This window comes from Erwinia sp. MYb416, from assembly GCF_037479575.1.
Taxonomy (GTDB): Bacteria; Pseudomonadota; Gammaproteobacteria; order Enterobacterales; family Enterobacteriaceae; genus Erwinia; species Erwinia rhapontici.
The window spans coordinates 662135-679226 of record NZ_JBBGYT010000438.1 but is presented as its reverse complement, the minus strand read 5'-3'; the positions used below and the strand labels follow the sequence as shown (position 1 = coordinate 679226).

Annotated in this window: 17 protein-coding genes and 1 riboswitch; of the genes, 5 read left to right on the top strand and 12 right to left on the bottom strand. The window is 56.0% G+C overall.

Translation table 11 applies throughout. From position 1 onward, the window contains the following. Nucleotides 1-55 precede the first annotated feature (55 nt). Nucleotides 56-1084, bottom strand: a complete 1029-nt coding sequence (locus tag WH277_RS12775; RefSeq protein ID WP_339505754.1) for a CorA family divalent cation transporter — start codon at nucleotides 1082-1084, stop codon at nucleotides 56-58. A 203-nt stretch (nucleotides 1085-1287) separates the two neighbouring features. On the opposite strand from WH277_RS12775, the gene ppk2 reads away from it, so the two are divergent. After that, nucleotides 1288-2205, top strand: coding sequence for a polyphosphate kinase 2 (gene ppk2 / locus WH277_RS12770; protein ID WP_133841162.1), 918 nt, complete (start codon nucleotides 1288-1290; stop codon nucleotides 2203-2205). Here the strand turns inward: ppk2 and WH277_RS12765 are convergent. From WH277_RS12765 to WH277_RS12750, 4 genes are all read right to left on the bottom strand, one after another. Beyond that, nucleotides 2202-3401, bottom strand: coding sequence for an MFS transporter (locus WH277_RS12765; RefSeq protein ID WP_159338072.1), 1200 nt, complete (start codon nucleotides 3399-3401; stop codon nucleotides 2202-2204). The two genes, ppk2 and WH277_RS12765, sit on opposite strands and share 4 nt — an antisense overlap. Nucleotides 3402-3559: 158 nt before the next feature. Then, nucleotides 3560-4498: a tRNA dihydrouridine(16) synthase DusC gene (dusC, locus tag WH277_RS12760; RefSeq protein WP_133841164.1), complete on the bottom strand. Its 939-nt coding sequence runs from the start codon at nucleotides 4496-4498 to the stop codon at nucleotides 3560-3562. A gap of 56 nt (nucleotides 4499-4554) precedes the next feature. Next, a complete protein-coding gene (rhlE, locus tag WH277_RS12755) occupies nucleotides 4555-6000 on the bottom strand; it encodes an ATP-dependent RNA helicase RhlE (RefSeq protein ID WP_133841165.1) in 1446 nt (481 codons plus the stop codon). A 401-nt stretch (nucleotides 6001-6401) separates the two neighbouring features. Then, entirely contained in the window at nucleotides 6402-6791 is a 390-nt protein-coding gene (locus WH277_RS12750) for a YbhQ family protein (RefSeq protein WP_133841166.1), read from the bottom strand. 183 nt (nucleotides 6792-6974) lie between these two features. On the opposite strand from WH277_RS12750, the gene WH277_RS12745 reads away from it, so the two are divergent. Genes WH277_RS12745 through WH277_RS12735 form a run of 3 tightly spaced genes read left to right on the top strand, consistent with a single transcriptional unit; the run spans nucleotide 6975 to nucleotide 9930 of the window. Beyond that, entirely contained in the window at nucleotides 6975-7736 is a 762-nt protein-coding gene (locus WH277_RS12745; protein WP_133841167.1) for an endonuclease/exonuclease/phosphatase family protein, read from the top strand. Then, nucleotides 7733-8977 (top strand): cardiolipin synthase ClsB, encoded by a 1245-nt coding sequence (gene clsB, locus WH277_RS12740; protein ID WP_133841168.1) that lies wholly within the window; start codon nucleotides 7733-7735, stop codon nucleotides 8975-8977. Before WH277_RS12745 ends, clsB begins: the two co-directional genes overlap by 4 nt. After that, complete coding sequence (locus tag WH277_RS12735; RefSeq protein ID WP_133841169.1) at nucleotides 8977-9930, top strand: lysylphosphatidylglycerol synthase domain-containing protein; 954 nt, start codon at nucleotides 8977-8979, stop codon at nucleotides 9928-9930. Before clsB ends, WH277_RS12735 begins: the two co-directional genes overlap by 1 nt. 85 nt (nucleotides 9931-10015) lie before the next feature. Here WH277_RS12735 and WH277_RS12730 read toward each other — a convergent pair whose 3' ends face one another. Further along, nucleotides 10016-10777 (bottom strand): Bax inhibitor-1/YccA family protein, encoded by a 762-nt coding sequence (locus WH277_RS12730; protein ID WP_339505753.1) that lies wholly within the window; start codon nucleotides 10775-10777, stop codon nucleotides 10016-10018. Between the two features lie 247 nt (nucleotides 10778-11024). On the opposite strand from WH277_RS12730, the gene WH277_RS12725 reads away from it, so the two are divergent. After that, complete coding sequence (locus tag WH277_RS12725) at nucleotides 11025-12971, top strand: methyl-accepting chemotaxis protein (protein ID WP_133841171.1); 1947 nt, start codon at nucleotides 11025-11027, stop codon at nucleotides 12969-12971. Nucleotides 12972-13004: 33 nt separating this feature from the next. On the opposite strand, the gene WH277_RS12720 is transcribed toward WH277_RS12725, so the two are convergent. From WH277_RS12720 to moaA, 6 genes are all read right to left on the bottom strand, one after another. Then, nucleotides 13005-14096 (bottom strand): DUF1615 domain-containing protein, encoded by a 1092-nt coding sequence (locus tag WH277_RS12720; RefSeq protein WP_133841172.1) that lies wholly within the window; start codon nucleotides 14094-14096, stop codon nucleotides 13005-13007. Between the two features lie 36 nt (nucleotides 14097-14132). Further along, the gene (moaE, locus tag WH277_RS12715) at nucleotides 14133-14585 is read right to left on the bottom strand and encodes a molybdopterin synthase catalytic subunit MoaE (protein ID WP_159338070.1); all 453 of its coding nucleotides are present in this window, start codon (nucleotides 14583-14585) and stop codon (nucleotides 14133-14135) included. 1 nt (nucleotide 14586) lies between these two features. Then, nucleotides 14587-14832 carry a molybdopterin synthase sulfur carrier subunit gene (moaD, locus tag WH277_RS12710; RefSeq protein ID WP_133841174.1) on the bottom strand — a complete coding sequence of 82 codons (246 nt, stop codon included), beginning with the start codon at nucleotides 14830-14832 and terminating at the stop codon, nucleotides 14587-14589. Next, nucleotides 14825-15310 carry a cyclic pyranopterin monophosphate synthase MoaC gene (moaC, locus tag WH277_RS12705; protein WP_133841175.1) on the bottom strand — a complete coding sequence of 162 codons (486 nt, stop codon included), beginning with the start codon at nucleotides 15308-15310 and terminating at the stop codon, nucleotides 14825-14827. Before moaC ends, moaD begins: the two co-directional genes overlap by 8 nt. Further along, nucleotides 15311-15826: a molybdenum cofactor biosynthesis protein B gene (gene moaB, locus WH277_RS12700; RefSeq protein ID WP_339505752.1), complete on the bottom strand. Its 516-nt coding sequence runs from the start codon at nucleotides 15824-15826 to the stop codon at nucleotides 15311-15313. A 36-nt stretch (nucleotides 15827-15862) separates the two neighbouring features. After that, complete coding sequence (gene moaA / locus WH277_RS12695) at nucleotides 15863-16849, bottom strand: GTP 3',8-cyclase MoaA (protein ID WP_133841177.1); 987 nt, start codon at nucleotides 16847-16849, stop codon at nucleotides 15863-15865. After that, nucleotides 16840-16975, bottom strand: a riboswitch (molybdenum cofactor riboswitch). It overlaps the preceding gene by 10 nt. Nucleotides 16976-17092 lie beyond the last annotated feature (117 nt).

The following is a 17092-nucleotide window of genomic DNA, read 5'->3' as shown; positions in this document are numbered from 1 at the left end:
CCGTTAAGGTGCGGGGGTTTTTTATTGTGCGTTTTTTACTGACGCGAGATAGCCGTCAGGGCTTATCACGCCGCCGCAACACCAGCCAGGCCGCAACGCAGGTGAAAAGCGTTACCAGCATCACCAGCAGGAAAAAACCGTGCGGATTATTGGCCAGCGGCACACCGCCCACATTCATGCCAAAGAACCCGGCCACCAGATTAATCGGCAGGGCCAGCACGGTGATCAGCGTCAGGGTAAACAGGGTCCGGTTACTCTGTTCCAGTTGCTGCGCAGCGATCTCTTCCTGCAGCAGCCGGATGCGCTCGGTCAGTCCATTCAGGTCGTTCAGGACCACGGTGAACTCTTCGGTAAACTGACGCAGATCCTGCACCACATGATGATGCAGCCAGCCCGGCGGGCGATTGATCAGGCGAAACAGTGCCGCCGGTTCCGGTGCCAGCAGGCGCTGGAAACGCAGCAATGTGCGGCGCAGGCGCCCCAGTTCACCACGATTACTTTTTATATGCTGCCCGAGCAGGCGCTCTTCTATCTGATCCACATACTGATTCGACTGGCGCACAATCAGCGCCAGCACCTCTTCCTGTTCCGCCAGCAACAGAGCCAGCAGCCCGGTCGACGAACGCAGCTCCAGCTGGTCCAGCTTACTGACTAACCGTTCCACCAGCCGCAGCGGTTTAAAGCGGGCGCTGACCACCAGCCCATCGCGACACCAGATCCACAGCGTAGCGCTTTCGTCGCTGGTTTCCCGTGCGTTGAAAGTAACATCGTTCAGTACCGCCATCAGCGCATCATTCTGTCGTTCTATACGGGTGCTGTGCGACCCCTGCTGGATTTCGTCAAAGAAGTCTTCATCAACACCAAAGTGGGTTTTCAGCCAGCGGGCGGCGGCGGCATGGTTAAGATTAACGTGCAGCCAGAGAAAGCTGCCCTCAACGGCTCCGCTGGCCCAGGCCTCACAGGATTGCTGAACGGTCAGGCTTTCGGGTGCGTGATCCTGAACAAAGCGGTAGCCATAAATCAGGCCGGAAACATCATCACTGAAGTCCGGTTTTTGCCGCAGTAACGGCAGGTGTTGCGTCATTCGTTTTTTTCCGGTTCGGGCGCGTTATGGCGATAGTCTTATCCTGCCGTATGCCGATGACAGTTTTGTTACCGGAGCGACTGTTCGCGCAGAAATCCCTCACGGATGTCATTTTCCTGTCACACAGAGTGCGTATTACCAGAGGATAAATTGATGAACCTGCCTGAATGGCTATTTTCACCACATGACCGGGAGAACGACGTATGGCGATGCAAGGTAATGATTTCTCAGCTGAGAATATTCACCATCGTCTGCTACAGGAATTTTACGACAGCTACGACGAAGAGCTGGAAATGGAGCTGGACGATCTGCGTTTTGGCGATGACAGCAAGATGGAAGAAGGCGAGAAAGCCTGGCGTAAACACTATTTCCGCGAGTTGCTAAGGCTACAGGGCGAACTGGTGAAGATGCAGGACTGGGTGATGCGCACCGGGCACCGCATGGTGATTATCTTTGAAGGCCGCGATGCCGCGGGCAAAGGTGGCGTGATCAAACGTATTACCCAGCGTCTGAACCCCCGTACCTGTCGTGTGGCTGCCCTGCCCGCCCCCAACGACCGTGAACGTACACAGTGGTACTTCCAGCGCTACATTGCACACCTGCCTGCGGCGGGCGAAATGGTGCTGTTCGACCGCAGCTGGTACAACCGCGCAGGCGTTGAGCGGGTCATGGGTTTTTGTAATGAACAGGAAGTGGAAGAGTTTTTCCGCAGCGTACCGGAGTTCGAGAAGATGCTGACGCGCAGCGGGATCCAGATCGTTAAATACTGGTTCTCTATCACCGATGAAGAGCAGGAACTGCGTTTTCTCAGCCGCATTCACGATCCGCTGAAGCAGTGGAAGCTCAGCCCGATGGACCTGGAAAGCCGCCGCCGCTGGGAAGACTACACCGAAGCCAAAGAGATTATGCTGTCGCGCACCCACATTGACGAAGCGCCGTGGTGGGTGGTCCAGGGCGTGGATAAAAAGAAGGCGCGCCTGAACTGCATCAGCCACCTGCTGCGCCAGGTGCCGTATGAGGACAGCGCCTTAAAACCCATCACCCTGCCCAGCCGTGAGCGCAACGAGGATTATCACCGCACCCCGGTGCCGGACGATATGATTGTGCCGGAAGTGTACTAAGCCTGTCGGGGCAATGTGCTATTGCCCCGGATTAGCACACTGACCATGATTAACAGGGCCAGCAACACCACCCCTGCCGCCGCCAGATAGATACTGTCCACGCCCCAGTGCCCAATCAGCAATCCGGCAATCGGCCCGGTAATGCCTAATCCACAGTCGAGAAACGCGGAGTAAAGCCCCAGCGCCGATCCCTGATTTTGTGGCTGAACCCGACGGATCGCTTCCACGCCCAGCGCCGGGAAGATCAGCGAGAAACCGCTGCCGGTAAGAAATGCCCCCAGATCCACCAGCCAGATCGAACCGGCCTGCCAGATTAGCAGCAATCCTACGCATTCAATGGCAAAGGAGACCAGCGAAACACGAATGGCCCCGTAGCGCGCAATGCTGTTGTTAAACAGCAGGCGCATGAGAATAAAACCGATGCTGAACAGGGTCAGGGAGAACGCCGCACCGTTCCAGCCATGATGGGAGAAGTAGAGCGTAATAAAGGTGGCGATAGTCCCAAACCCGACCGTGCCTAATCCCAGGCAAAGACCATACAGCCAGATTTTTCCAAACACCTGGTTGAAGGGAATGCGCTGCCCCACTTGTACCTGAATCGCCGGGCGTTGGGTCGCCAGCCAGTAGCCAAAGGCGGCCATCAGCATGATCAACACGGCAAAACCGGGGATGCCGAACAGCGCATTGAGCATCACGCCCAGCGGTGCCCCCATTGCCATTGCCAGATAGGTTGCCACGCCATTCCACGAGATTACCCGAGCACTCTGCACGGTGCCCACCACATTGATGCCCCAGAGGATCGATCCGGTGGCAGTGAGGCTTTCACCAAAGCCTAATACCACGCGCCCCACGGCCAGCAGCAGCAGACTGGTGAGCGGTGAGGCATCCATCAGCACCGCTAGCAGGGTAAACAGCCCGCTGGCACCACAGAGGATCAGCCCCACCAGCACCACTTTTTTCGGCCCCAGCAGATCGGCATAACGCCCGGCCTGCGGTCGGCTGATCAACGTGGCGAAATATTGCAGGCTGATAATCAGTCCGGCAATAAACGAGCTGTAGCCCAGCTGGTTATGCACGTAGCCCGGCAATACCGCCAGCGGCAGGCCGATAGACAGGTAGCAAAAGAAGGTGAAGATCACGACAGAGATAATACGTTTGTTCAGTTGGGCATTGGTTAACGCCGGGATTGCGGACATAGCGGAGCCAGAAAAAGATACGATATGTGTCACATTATACCCTTAGCTTGCTAACAGATCCCGATCAGTTTAGAGACAAGTTATGTCCGTGAGAGGAAAGAGGGTTGATGCAGATGAGCAGGCAGAGGCTGGCCTGTGGGCCAGCCATTAACAGAGGGTTAGCCATTCACGGAACCAATCACCCGCGCAATATCCGCGGAGGTTTGCAACACGCGCACCTGCATAAACAACGGTGAGGCTTCTTCATACTCTTTACGCAGATACCCCAGCCACTGTTTGATACGCGCCACATGATACAGTCCGGTATCGCCCTGCTTCTCCAGGAGCACATACTTTTTCAGCAGTTGAACAACCTGCGGCCACGGCATCCGCGGTTCGTTGTATTTGATCACCCGGCTGAGATTGGGTACATTCAGCGCACCGCGCCCGATCATAACGGCATCACATCCCGTGGCCTGCATACAATCCTGCGCACTCTGCCAGTCCCAGATTTCACCGTTGGCAATCACCGGAATCGACAGCCGCTGACGAATCTCGCCTATCGCCGCCCAGTTTATCGCCTCAGCGCGATAGCCATCCTCTTTGGTTCGGCCATGTACCGCCAGCTCCGTGGCGCCAGCCTGCTGGACCGCATCGGCAATTTCAAACTGCCGCGCACCGGAATCCCAGCCCAGCCGGATTTTCACCGTGACGGGGAGATGGGCAGGCACGGCGGCACGCATCGCCTTCGCGCCCTGATAAATCAGCTCGGGATCTTTTAATAACGTTGCCCCACCGCCGCTGCCGTTCACCGTTTTTGACGGGCAACCACAGTTAAGATCCACGCCCCAGGAGCCCAGCTCGACGGCACGCGCGGCGTTCTCTGCCAGCCATTGCGGATACTGCCCAAGCAGTTGAATACGCACACGGGTACCTGACGGCGTGCGGCTGTCATGATCGAGTTCGGGGCTGAGGCGTTGGAAACATTTCACCGGCAGCAGTGCATCCACTACCCGCAGAAATTCGGTAATACAGAGATCGTAGTCGTTGACGTCGGTCAGCAGTTCACGCACCAGCGAATCGAGAACGCCTTCCATCGGGGCAAGTAATACGCGCATGGTAAACCTGTGGGATGGGTGAGCAAAGGGGGAAGCGGGCGCTTCCCCCTGATTAATTAGCCGTTGTTCGCCGGGTTAGAACGACGTGGGCGGGTTTTGTTGACGCGTGGTGCGCCAGCGTTACCGCCTTCAGGGCGAGCGCCGCGTGGGGCTCCTGCACTGCTGCCATTCGCATTACCCTGACGACGTTCGCCGCCATTGCCGCCGCCGCCGTTACCGGTACGACTGCCGCTGGCACTGCGATCGCCACCGCTGTTACTGCGTTGACCCTGGCCCGGGCCGCCACGACCACGTCCACCGCCGCCACCGGCTCCGCCACGCTGCTGCTGGCGACCGTTGATGATCGGTTCTGCTTTGATGCTTGGGTCTGGCTCGTAGCCGTCAATCGCCATACGCGGGATTTCACGCTTCAGTACGCGTTCGATATCACGCAGCAGCTTCAGCTCATCCACACACACCAGTGACAACGCTTCACCCACTGCGGCCGCACGACCGGTACGACCAATACGGTGTACATAGTCTTCCGGCACGTTTGGCAGTTCGTAGTTCACTACGTGTGGCAGCTCTTCGATATCGATACCACGGGCAGCGATATCCGTTGCCACCAGCACACGAATTTTGCCGTCTTTAAAGTCGCTCAGTGCACGGGTACGTGCGCCCTGGCTCTTGTTACCGTGAATAGCAGCAGACGTGATGCCGTCTTTATTTAACTGTTCAGCCAGATGGTTAGCACCGTGCTTGGTACGGGTAAACACCAGCACCTGCTGCCAGTTGTCACGACCAATCAGGAACGATAACAGCTCGCGCTTACGTTTCTTATCAACCATATGCACATGCTGCGTCACCTGCTCAGAAGCCGTGTTGCGGCGCGCCACGGACACTTGTTCCGGGTTGTGCAGCAGTTTTTCCGCCAGGGTTTTAATCTCATCAGAGAAAGTGGCAGAGAACAGCAGGTTCTGACGTTTTGCAGGCAGTTTTGCCAGCACGCGGCGAATGTCGTGGATGAAGCCCATATCCAGCATACGGTCCGCTTCGTCCAGAACCAGGATTTCCACTTGAGACAGATCAAGAGCGTTCTGGTGCTCAAGATCCAGCAGGCGACCCGGGGTCGCGACCAGCACATCCACACCACCGCGCAGTTTCATCATCTGCGGGTTGATGCTCACTCCGCCGAAGACCACCAGCGAACGCATATCCAGATATTTACTGTATTCCTGCACGTTTTCGCCCACCTGAGCCGCCAGTTCGCGGGTCGGGGTCAAAATCAGTGCGCGCACCGGGCGACGGCCTTTAGGGTGCGGGTTGTTGCTGCTTAACAACTGCAGCAGTGGCAGGGTGAAACCTGCGGTTTTACCGGTACCGGTCTGTGCGCTGGCCATCAGGTCGCGGCCAGCAAGGACTACCGGGATAGCCTGGCGCTGAATAGGCGTCGGCTCGTTATAGCCCTGTTCTGCAACAGCGCGCAAAATATCGGCGTTAAGGCCGAGAGAATCAAATGACATAAAGTTGACTGACTCCGGATCCGCCCTGACCGCATAGCGGTGTAGTTTCCAGGGGGAGAGTTGACGCCAGGATCATTCCTGACGCTTGAATGAGAGCACAAACCACGGTGCGTAAGCCGGGCATTATAACAGATCCCTACGCTGCACAGGGAGTTATTCTTATCGTGTTATCCGAAAATGCGCTACAGCCTGTAACAGCACACACACGAACGCTTGCTGTTGCATACAACGCATTAACGTAACAACACTTTTGTTATGCAGGAGGTTTATGAAGTGATGACGGCCCTGGTGACACTGCAGCACGTGGTGGTCGTGGTGGTATTGCTAACGCTGGCAGAGTGATTGAAACGACGGAGAGAAAGGCCATAAAACAAACGGGCCACCGAAGTGGCCCGTGCGGTTTAGCGTGGGCGCTGACTCGGCTGCACCCGCTCTTTCACCAGCAGGGAGACCAGCGCAGGGCCAGCTAACATAACGACCCCTGCGGCACACAGCAGCAGGTTATTATGGATGACTCGTGACAGCACCAACAGCACCAGCATTGCGGCACCAAAATAGTAAGTGGTGGTCACGTCTTCCAGAAAATCGCCAATACGCCGCAGACGCGGCAAACGCTGGGTCAATAACATCGCGGCAAACACGCTGACATACATCGCCAGTAAAATCGTGCTGACCTGTAACAAGGCCTGATGTTTCCACCCCCACACCAGCGCAGCAATCAGCAGCAGGTGCAGTGCGATATGTACGCAGTTTTGTCCGGTGACAATCTGAATACGATTAGACCATTTCATGCTCTTCTCCTGGCAACCTCCGTTAAAGGTTACCCAAGCGGGTTACTGACACAGGCCAGTAACATATTTCCTCAGACTAACGTAGTTTTCGGATTATGCTGCAAATTAACGCATATCCCGCCACACTTTTGTGACAAAGACTACACTTTATCCTTCATTAGTTATGAAGGTAGCGTCATCAGTATGTCACAAAAAGCGCAAGGATTTTCATTTAAAGTCCTGACGATCAATACACATATGGGTTTTAACGCCTTTAACCGTCGCTTTATTTTGCCTGAACTGCGTGATGCCGTTCGCAACACCGGGGCGGATATTGTGCTGTTACAGGAAGTGATGGGCAGCCATGCGTTGCATCAGTTACGCGTTGCTGACTGGCCTGAAACCCCTCATTACGAATTTCTGGCGGATACCATGTGGAAAGACTTTGCCTATGGGCGCAACGCGGTCTATCCGGAGGGGCATCACGGCAACGCCGTGTTATCACGTCTGCCGATCGTCGATTATCAAAACCGGGATATCTCTGTTGCGGGCACGGAAAAACGCGGCATTTTGCATTGCCAGATTCAGGTGCCGGACTCCCCCGTTACGCTGCATATTCTCTGCGTACATCTTGGTCTGCGCGAGGCGCACCGTTCGGCCCAGTTGCGCATGATGTGTCAGCTGGTCAATGAATTGCCGCCGGAAGCGCCGGTGGTGATCGCCGGCGATTTCAATGACTGGCGCCAGCGGGCGAATGCCATTCTGAAGCGTGAGGCGGGGATGGAAGAGGTATTCAGCCGCAAAAATGGCCGTCCGGCTCGCACCTTCCCTGCCCGCTTTCCTCTGCTGCGGCTTGACCGTATCTATGTGCGCAATGCGGGCATTAGCCATCCGCAAACCATCCCGTTACGCCCGTGGGCACATCTCTCCGATCATGCCCCGCTCGCCGTGGAGATCCACCTATGAATCTGAACTGGCGTGAGGGCAACCAGATTACGCTGCTGGAAAACGGTGAAGAATTTTTCCCCCGGGTATTTGGGGCGATCCGCCGCGCACAGCACAGCCTGCTGCTGGAGACGTTTATCCTGTTTGAGGATGACGTGGGTAACGCCCTCCATGAGGAACTGCTGGCGGCCGCGCAGCGCGGGGTGAAAATCGAGATGATGGTGGATGGTTATGGTTCACCGGATCTGTCGGACACATTCGTTCACAGCCTGACGTCGCTGGGGGTACGTTTTCTCTATTATGATCCGCGTCCGCTGGTGCTGGGGATGCGCACCAACCTGTTCCGCCGCCTGCACCGTAAAATCGTGGTCGTCGATGGTACGATCGCTTTCGTCGGGGGCATCAACTATTCCGCAGAGCATAACGCCAGCTTTGGCCCGCAGGCCAAACAGGATTATGCCGTTGAGGTGAAAGGCCCGATTGTTGACGATATTGCACACTATGTGCAGCAGGAGATCGGCAGCGAACAAAAACATTACCGCTGGTGGGGACACCGTTCTCACCGTCCGGCGCACAATGCCACGCCAGGGGATGCCCAGGCATTGCTGGTTTATCGTGATAACCATCAGCACCGCGATGATATTGAACAGCATTATATCGAAATGCTGAAAAATGCCAGACAGGATGTGATCATCGCCAATGCCTATTTCTTTCCCGGCTATCGCCTGCTGCGTGAGATGCGTCAGGCGGCGCGGCGCGGAGTGCGCGTGCGCCTTATCGTGCAGGGCAAACCGGATATGCCGATTGTCAAAGTGGGTGCCGAGCTGCTGTACAACTACCTGGTGGAGGGCGGCGTGGAAGTCTATGAGTATTGCCGTCGCCCGCTGCATGCCAAAATCGCGGTGCAGGACAGCCAGTGGGCAACGGTGGGCTCCAGTAACCTTGATCCGTTGAGTCTGTCGCTAAATCTGGAAGCTAATTTAATGATCCACGATCGTGCATTTAATCAGCAGGTGCGTGATAACCTGGAGGGCTTGCTGTCAGCCGACTGTCAGCGGGTGCAGGAAAGTCAGCTACCGTCACGCAGCTGGTGGCAGCTCACTAAAAATGTGGTGGTGTTCCACTTTCTGCGCCACTTCCCGGCAATTGCAGGCTGGCTGCCGGCCCATACGCCGAAACTGGCCCAGGTACCTCCACCGGTTCAGCCGGAGATGGAAACTCAGGATCGCGTTGAACCGGAAAACGAAGGGGCAAAACCCTGATGGCAACCTCCTCGTTACTCTGGAAACGTACGCGAAAAGTCCTCACCTGGCTGTTTTTTATCGCGGTTATTGTCCTGTTGGTGGTCTACGCCCGCCAGGTGAACTGGGCCGATGTCTGGAATGTGGTGGTCAATTATAACCGGCTGGCCATTTTAGGCTCAGTGGCGCTGGTGGTGGTCAGTTACCTGACTTACGGTCTGTATGACCTGATCGGCCGCGCCTACTGCGGACATAAGCTGGAAAAACGCCAGGTCATGCTGGTGTCGTTTATCTGTTACGCCTTTAACCTGACGCTCAGTACCTGGGTCGGAGGGGTAGCGATGCGCTATCGCCTTTACTCACGGCTGGGGCTGGACGGCAGCACCATTACGCGCATCTTCTCACTGAGTATCGCGACTAACTGGCTGGGTTATGTACTGGTGGCCGGCGTGGTGTTCAGCGCCGGCATGGTCAGCGTGCCAGGCGGCTGGTTTATCGGTGCCGGCACCCTGCGTATCACGGGCTTCGCACTGCTGGCTTTTGTGGTGGCGTATCTGGCGCTGTGTGCATTCTCAAAAAAACGGCGCTGGACGATCAAAGGACAGAAGCTGGCGCTCCCGTCACTGCGAATGGCGCTGATTCAGTTTGCGGTATCCAGCGCCAACTGGCTGGTGATGGGCGCCATTATCTGGCTGCTGTTAATGCAGAAAGTGGATTTCCCGCAGGTGCTGGGCGTATTGCTGATCAGCAGTATTGCCGGGGTAATCATTCATATTCCGGCCGGAATTGGCGTGTTGGAGGCGGTGTTCCTGGCGTTATTGCGTGGTGAACCGATTTCGCATGGTGCGATTATCGCCGCGCTGCTGGCCTATCGAGTGCTCTATTTTATTGCCCCGCTGCTGCTGGCGCTGGTGCTGTATTTATGGCTGGAAGGCCGGGCGAAATCGTTACGGGCAAAGAATTTGTCAACGTAATGATAGCGGGTCAGGCATGCCTGACCCCTACGTGAATTCAGATAGGCGCCTGACACCTACGTGAATTCAGATACGCGCCTGACCCCTACGTGAATTCAGATACGCGCCTGACACCTGCGGGACATGCAGACACGTAGGGGCGCGGGGCGCCGCGCCCCCGCAGGGTTTTTAGGAACAGGTTGATAAAGTCGAGATACAGCGTCAGCGCCCCCATAATGGAGAAGCGACGCAGGTTCTCTTTATCATTAACGTCGATCCCTTCACCGATATTTTTCAGCTTCTGAGTGTCATACGCCGTCAGACCAACAAACACCACTACCCCAATGTAGGTTACCGCCCACATCAGTGCCGTGCTCTTCAGCCAGATGTTCACCAGTGATGCCAGTACGATGCCGATCAGCGCCATAAACAGCATACTGCCCATTCCGCTCAGATCGCGTTTCGTGGTGTAGCCCCACAGACTCATGGCACCAAACATCCCGCCCGTCACCAGGAAAGTGCTGGCAATGGAAGAGTAGGTATACACGAGGAAAATACTCGCCATCGTCAGTCCGGTCAGCGCCGAATAGAGCATAAACAGCCCGGTGGCAACGGTGCCGCTGAGTTTATGCACCATCCCCGACAGCACAAACACCAGTCCCAACTGGACGATAATCAGGCCAAAGAAGGTAATACGATTGGCAAACACCAGTTCCATCACCTGCGGCGTATTGGCCGCATACCAGGAGATAAAGGCGGTTAACAGCAGTCCACAGGTCATCCAGCCGTAGACCTGCGCCATATAAACAGACAGGCCGGTGCTGGCGCGCTGTACGATTGAATCACTGGAACGTGGATATCGGTCCATGATGCTCCCCTTAAAAGGTGAATGAAATTACGGTTAGATCCGCTATTAGCTTGGCACAAACTCCACCCGCTCCGCCACCCTGCAACCGTGCTCTTTTTGCCAGATTGATTACCTGTTGAAGTTATTACGGAGTGAGACAATAAGCGGATAAAGATTGTGCAGCTTCTGCCGATAGATCGCTTACAGGGAATTTTAGTTACAAGAAGACACATAGCGATCACATTATTGCCACATCGGGGGAAGTCAGATGCAGAGTCAGTCGGTTCCAAAAAAGAAAATGAGTACCCGTACACTGATGCTGCTGACCGGGGTGCTGACTATCACCCTCGGTTTCAGCGTGACGATTGGACTGCTCAGTTGGCAGTCCAGCCAACAGCAAAGGAAACTGGCAGAAGAATATCTCGGTCAGATCGCCCAGAGCCAGGCACTGGCCGTACAGAATGAGCTGGATTATGCCCGTACTGTCGCCACATCGATGGGACAGAGCCTGGTCGCTCTGCGTGCCTCTGGCATCAGCGATCGTGCTATTGCAGAACAGCAGATGATCTACTCCCTGAAACTTAACCCAAGCTATCTGTCGATGTCGGTCGTGTTCGAACCTGATGCCTTTGATGGCCGCGATGCCGAGTTCGCCAGCCAGCCAGGATCGCCGCCCGCCGGGCGTTTTGCCCGTTTTGTTGACCGTGACCAGGCAGGAAACTATAAAGCGCACTTTATGGGATCGTTCCTGACACCAGGCCAGGGTGACTACTACCTGGTGCCGCGCAAACTTGAGCGCGACACCCTGACCGAACCCTATAGCTACGCTTATAACGGCATCCCTACCCTGCTGACGTCGGTTTCTGCGGTCATTGTCGATGACGGTAAATTGAAAGCGGTCACCACCTCTGATATCTCCCTCGCCTCGCTGCAAGAGCGTGTCAGTAAAATCAAACCCTGGGAAGGCAGCGGCTATGCCATGCTGATTTCCACCGCCGGTAAAGTGGTTTCCAGTCCGAATAAAGCGGATGCCGGTAAGCAGTACAAAGGCGAAACTGACGGCTTCACCACCAAAATGGTCGAACGCTTTGATCCGGTACTGGGCGAAGAGGTGCTGCAAACCTGGCGTCCGGTGACCGTCGGTAACAGCAAAGCTTCATGGTATCTCAGCGTTGTCGCTCCGGTTGATTTGGTGATGGCCGCCGCTAACCGCCAGTTAATGTACGCAGTGGCAATGATGCTGATCAGTATCATCGTGGTGTGCGGCGTGCTGGGCGTGATCTTCAGCCGTAAAGTGGCAACGCCTATTGGTGGCGAACCGCGTCAGGCGGCAGATATCGCCATGGCCGTGTCGGAAGGCGATCTCAGCGCCAATATTCCGGTGAAAAAGAACGATCAGCAGAGTATTTTCTTCGCCATGCAGACCATGCAGCATCAGTTGCGCAATATGGTCGGTGAGATTATTTCGGCCAGTGATTCCGTGCGCCAGGGTGCAGAAGAGATTGCCAGCGGCAACCTTGACCTCGCTTCCCGTACCGAGCAGCAGGCGGCAGCGCTGGAAGAGACAGCAGCCAGCATGGAGCAGTTAACAGCGACGGTAAAACATAACGCCGATAACGCGCATCAGGCCACGGCACTGACCGAAAATGCCACGGATATTGCCCAACGCGGTGAGCATCTGGTGTCGCAGGTGGTGAAGATCATGCAACAGATCGATGAAAGTTCACAGAAAATCGGTGCTATCACCAGCATTATCAACAGTATCGCTTTCCAGACCAACATCCTGGCGCTGAACGCGGCGGTTGAAGCTGCACGAGCCGGGGAACAGGGGCGTGGTTTTGCCGTTGTGGCGGCAGAGGTGCGCAATCTGGCGCAGCGCAGTGCCAACGCAGTGAAAGACATTTCTGCCCTGATCAGCGAATCGACTCAACGTGTTGATCAGGGGGTGACGCTGGTGCAGAGCGCCGGAAAAACCATGCAGGAGATGACCCAGGCGGTGAACTCGGTGAAAACCATTATCGGGGAAATTGTGCATGCCTCGGATGAGCAATCACAGGGTATTGGTCAGGTAACGGTCGCCGTGAACCAGATGGATGGCGCAACGCAGCAAAACTCCGCGCTGGTTCAGGAGATGTCCGCGGCTGCGGCTTCGCTGGAAGATCAGGCGAAGACGCTGGCGCAGACGGTGCAGATTTTCAAACTGCAATCAGTTTAAGACAGCGGTAGGGGACGGGCATGCCCGTCCCTGTTAATGACGACCGATACAGCTCTGATATCGGCTGTTCACCCGCTGGGCAAACCACGCGGTGGTGAGATTACGGGTAATCTTCGGACTCTCCAGCTTGATCCCCGGTAACACTTCGCGCGGCAGCTTTTTCCCGGCATCTTTCTCAGCCAGAGCAAATACCGACTTCCACAGATCGGTTTTCTCGAAATCGATGCTGTCGCCTTTCTCCAGTGCACGGCGAATCGCCCGGTCACTGTAATCCAGCCGCTTACCCAGAGTACGTACCGCCTTCTCGGTCGATCCTGCACTGTCGGAACCGTAGTTGATCAGGTCACCATCCAGCGCCAGCTTAATGCCACTTAACCGCGACACTGCCGCCTGGAATGCCGCATTACGGCTGGCGTACCAGCCTGCATTAAAGTCGGCAAAGCGATACAGCGGCGACGGATAATTAGCCGGATAGCCAAGCAGGTGCCGGGTGCCAAACCACATGCCTCCCCGGCGGGAAAAGACTTCGCGGCGAACAGAACTGTCCACCTGATACGGATACCCTTTAGCATTGGCTTCCGCGAAGGCAATACTGACCTGCATCGGCCCGCCCGTGTGGATTGGATTCAGGTTGCCAAACAGCTTCTGTCCCATTGGCACCATATCGATAAAATCATCAAATACCGCGCTCAGCTCTTTCTCACTTTTGACGTGATCCAGACGCCAGGCATAACTTTTGCCGGTCGGTGAGTTGATCATCAGTGCGGTGCGCACCAGGAAGGACGGAATATGCATTTGCCCGGCACGGCGATCTATCTCCGCCCAGGCAATTTTTGGCAGACCCGGCACGGTGGCATCGGCGCTGAAGTTAGATTCCTGTCCGGTCACCGCAATGACGGCGCAGATATTGCTGACGTCGGGCACGATATTCTGGCTGTTAAATGCCACGAAAATATCCTGCGTCCATCCCTGACGATCGCTGACGCCCGCAGGTAACAGACGGGCAATATCGGCTTTTACATCGGTCGGGCGCGGCTGAGATGCTGTGTCCGACGGCTGATGGCTACAACCCGCCAGCACCAGCAGGGCCAGCGGCAAAAGATGATGCAGTTCAATCCGGCGCATGAAAATCCTCAAGGCAGAGTCAAAATGATAAATACGCTATTTCCAGCGGTCTGCGGCTTGATGGTCGCTGTCACGCGCGGCAACCCAGCGGTCACCTTCAGCGGTGGCTTCCTGTTTCCAGAACGGGGCACGGGTCTTAAGCTGATCCATTATAAATTCTGCGGCGGCAAACGCCGCTCCCCGATGCGCACCGCTAACCCCCACCAGCACGATTTCATCGCCAGGGAACAGCTCGCCAATACGATGGATCACCGTCACACGCTGCATCGGCCAGCGGGCGCGCGCCTCTTCGACAATCTCTGCCAGCGCTTTTTCGGTCATACCGGGATAGTGTTCCAGCCTCAGCGCGCTGACATTATCCCCCAGATTGTGGTTGCGCACCTTGCCCGTGAACGTCACCACGGCACCGTCAAGATCGGATGCCGCCAGCCACTGGTACTCATCACTCATGCTGAAGGGCGCACTGCCCACGCGAATGCGGGTATCCATTTCAGCCCCCGGTGACCGGCGGGAAGAAGGCAACTTCATCCCCGGCACGAACAGGATGCTGCATCGACACCAGCGTCTGATTAACCGCGGCCAGTAGCTTGCCGGATTCCAGCGCCAGCGCCCAGCGCTCGCTTTGCTGCGCCAGCTGACTGCGCAGGGCTTCGACATTCTGATATTCCGCGGGCAGTTCAAGGCGATCAATACCGACCAGTTCGCGCACCTGGGCGAAAAACAGCACGTTAATCATGGGCCACCGCCTGGAAATCACCGGATTTCCCGCCGCTCTTACTTAACAGGCGACACTGCTCAATGGTGATATCTTTCTGCACGGCTTTGCACATATCGTAAATCGTTAACGCAGCGACCGATGCAGCCGTCAGCGCTTCCATCTCAACCCCGGTTTTCCCCGTCAGGCGGCACATCGATTCAATGCGAACCCGGTGATGTTCAGGTTCGGCGCTTAACGACACTTCGACCTTGCTCAGCAGCAGCGGATGGCACAGCGGGATCAACTCCCAGGTCCGTTTGGCCGCCTGAATACCGGCGATGCGCGCCGTGGCGAACACATCCCCTTTGTGGTGGCTGCCATCGATAATCATTTGCAGCGTTTCAGGACGCATGACGACATAGGCTTCTGCCCGTGCTTCACGCACGGTTTCCTGTTTGGTGGACACATCCACCATATGCGCCTCTCCGGCGGCATTAATATGCGTTAACTGAGACATTTACGGCTTCTTCACATGCGAAACAAAGTGACAGGGACGGGTGCGGGCATCGAGCTGATCCTGAATGATGCGCTCCCAGGCAAGCTGGCAGGCCCCGGTTGATCCCGGTATGGCGAAAATCAGCGTGTTATTGGCTAAACCGGCCACCGCGCGCGATTGCAGGGTAGATGTGCCAATATCCTCATAGGAGATCATGCGGAACAGTTCGCCAAAGCCTTCAATCTCGCGATCGAACAGCGGCAGTAACGCCTCTGGCGTGGCGTTTTTATCGTTAAACCCCGTGCCGCCGTTAATCAGCACCACCTGCACATTATCGCTGGCGATCCAGCGCGAGACTTCGGCACGAATACCGTAGCGGTTATCCGCCACGATACCGCTCTCCACCGTGTGGTGCCCGGCCTCTGCCAGCGCTTCGCGCAGATAGTCGCCGGAGCTGTCAGTTTCAGTCGTATGGCGATCGGAGACGGTGAGTACCGCCACGTTAAGGGGGATAAAATCCGTTGATCCTTTGCCCATATATACTCCTTAGATTAACGCCTGTATCGTCGGCTGTTAGCCGCCGATAAACGAGAGATTTTGTGTAATACCGGTATTTCCCTGATGGAGAAAATGCGTCTCTTTCTTCGTCGTCAGGCTACCGGCAATACGCGCCTGTAATTCGGCCTGCTGGCTGTCATCGGCCAGCAAATCGCGCAGTGGCACACCGCCATCGCCAAACAGGCAGAGATGAAGATTTCCCGTCGCAGAGACGCGCAGACGGTTACAGCTGGCGCAAAAGTCTTTTTCATACGGCATGATCAGGCCAATTTCACCCTGATAATCCGCATGACTGAACACCTGCGCCGGGCCGTCACTGCGGGCGCGTAGTTGCTGCACCCAGCCCTGTTGCACTAACTGGTCGCGGATCACCTGCCCGGATACATGGTGTTTGCGGAACAGTGCACCACCGTCACCGGTTTCCATCAGTTCGATAAAACGCAGCTGAATGGGACGGGTGCGTATCCAGTCGAGGAAGGTATCGAGGCTTTGATGATTGACGTCACGCATCAGTACGGTGTTGACTTTTACCTTGCTGAATCCGGCGTCGAAGGCCGCATCAATCCCGCGCATCACGTCATCAAATTTATCCTGCCCGGTGATGGCATGAAACTGGCGCGCATCCAGGCTGTCGATACTGACATTCAGCGCGGTCAGCCCGGCAGCACGCCACTGCGCGACATCGCGCTTCAGGCGATAACCATTGGTGGTGAGGGCTATCTGACGAATGGAAGGATTTTCACGCACGGCCGCGATGATCTCGGTAAAATCACGGCGCATTGAAGGTTCACCGCCCGTCAGGCGCACTTTTTCCGTACCTGCTGCGGCGAAGGCACGTGTGACGCGGCGGATTTCATCCAGCGACAGGAAGCTTTTGTTCTGCGCGCCCTGCGGCTTGTAACCGTCGGGCAGACAGTAAGTGCAACGGAAATTGCACACGTCGGTGATCGACAGCCGCAGGTAATAAAACCTGCGCGCGAAGTTATCAGTAAATTGTGGCACCTGTGACACCTTTCCAGATAGGGAGATGCAGTCATTTCTTTCTGCACCCTGGCAACTCAACGGTTGCGGCCAGGACACCATATCCAGCAGGACACAGGTATCAGGGCTTAAGTGTGATTCACCGAACATCGGTAAACCGTGATAGCGCAAATGTTAGCGCTAATACAGCAGGGTTACCAGCGCAGTATTTCGCTATGTATTATTATATATAACGCATTTTCCCCGCATTTTAGCGGACGTTTA

Bases quoted from the DNA above. Each gene is read 5' to 3' on its own strand.
- moaC (WP_133841175.1), bottom strand. From the start codon at position 15,310: ATGTCTCAGTTAACGCATATTAATGCCGCCGGAGAGGCGCATATGGTG.
- WH277_RS12750 (WP_133841166.1), bottom strand. From the start codon at position 6,791: ATGAAATGGTCTAATCGTATTCAGATTGTCACCGGACAAAACTGCGTA.
- WH277_RS12745 (WP_133841167.1), top strand. From the start codon at position 6,975: ATGTCACAAAAAGCGCAAGGATTTTCATTTAAAGTCCTGACGATCAAT.
- WH277_RS12730 (WP_339505753.1), bottom strand. From the start codon at position 10,777: ATGGACCGATATCCACGTTCCAGTGATTCAATCGTACAGCGCGCCAGC.
- WH277_RS12775 (WP_339505754.1), bottom strand. From the start codon at position 1,084: ATGACGCAACACCTGCCGTTACTGCGGCAAAAACCGGACTTCAGTGAT.
- rhlE (WP_133841165.1), bottom strand. From the start codon at position 6,000: ATGTCATTTGATTCTCTCGGCCTTAACGCCGATATTTTGCGCGCTGTT.
- WH277_RS12765 (WP_159338072.1), bottom strand. From the start codon at position 3,401: ATGTCCGCAATCCCGGCGTTAACCAATGCCCAACTGAACAAACGTATT.
- clsB (WP_133841168.1), top strand. From the start codon at position 7,733: ATGAATCTGAACTGGCGTGAGGGCAACCAGATTACGCTGCTGGAAAAC.
- WH277_RS12725 (WP_133841171.1), top strand. From the start codon at position 11,025: ATGCAGAGTCAGTCGGTTCCAAAAAAGAAAATGAGTACCCGTACACTG.
- WH277_RS12735 (WP_133841169.1), top strand. From the start codon at position 8,977: ATGGCAACCTCCTCGTTACTCTGGAAACGTACGCGAAAAGTCCTCACC.
- dusC (WP_133841164.1), bottom strand. From the start codon at position 4,498: ATGCGCGTATTACTTGCCCCGATGGAAGGCGTTCTCGATTCGCTGGTG.
- ppk2 (WP_133841162.1), top strand. From the start codon at position 1,288: ATGGCGATGCAAGGTAATGATTTCTCAGCTGAGAATATTCACCATCGT.
- moaB (WP_339505752.1), bottom strand. From the start codon at position 15,826: ATGGGCAAAGGATCAACGGATTTTATCCCCCTTAACGTGGCGGTACTC.
- moaD (WP_133841174.1), bottom strand. From the start codon at position 14,832: ATGATTAACGTGCTGTTTTTCGCCCAGGTGCGCGAACTGGTCGGTATT.
- WH277_RS12720 (WP_133841172.1), bottom strand. From the start codon at position 14,096: ATGCGCCGGATTGAACTGCATCATCTTTTGCCGCTGGCCCTGCTGGTG.
- moaE (WP_159338070.1), bottom strand. From the start codon at position 14,585: ATGGATACCCGCATTCGCGTGGGCAGTGCGCCCTTCAGCATGAGTGAT.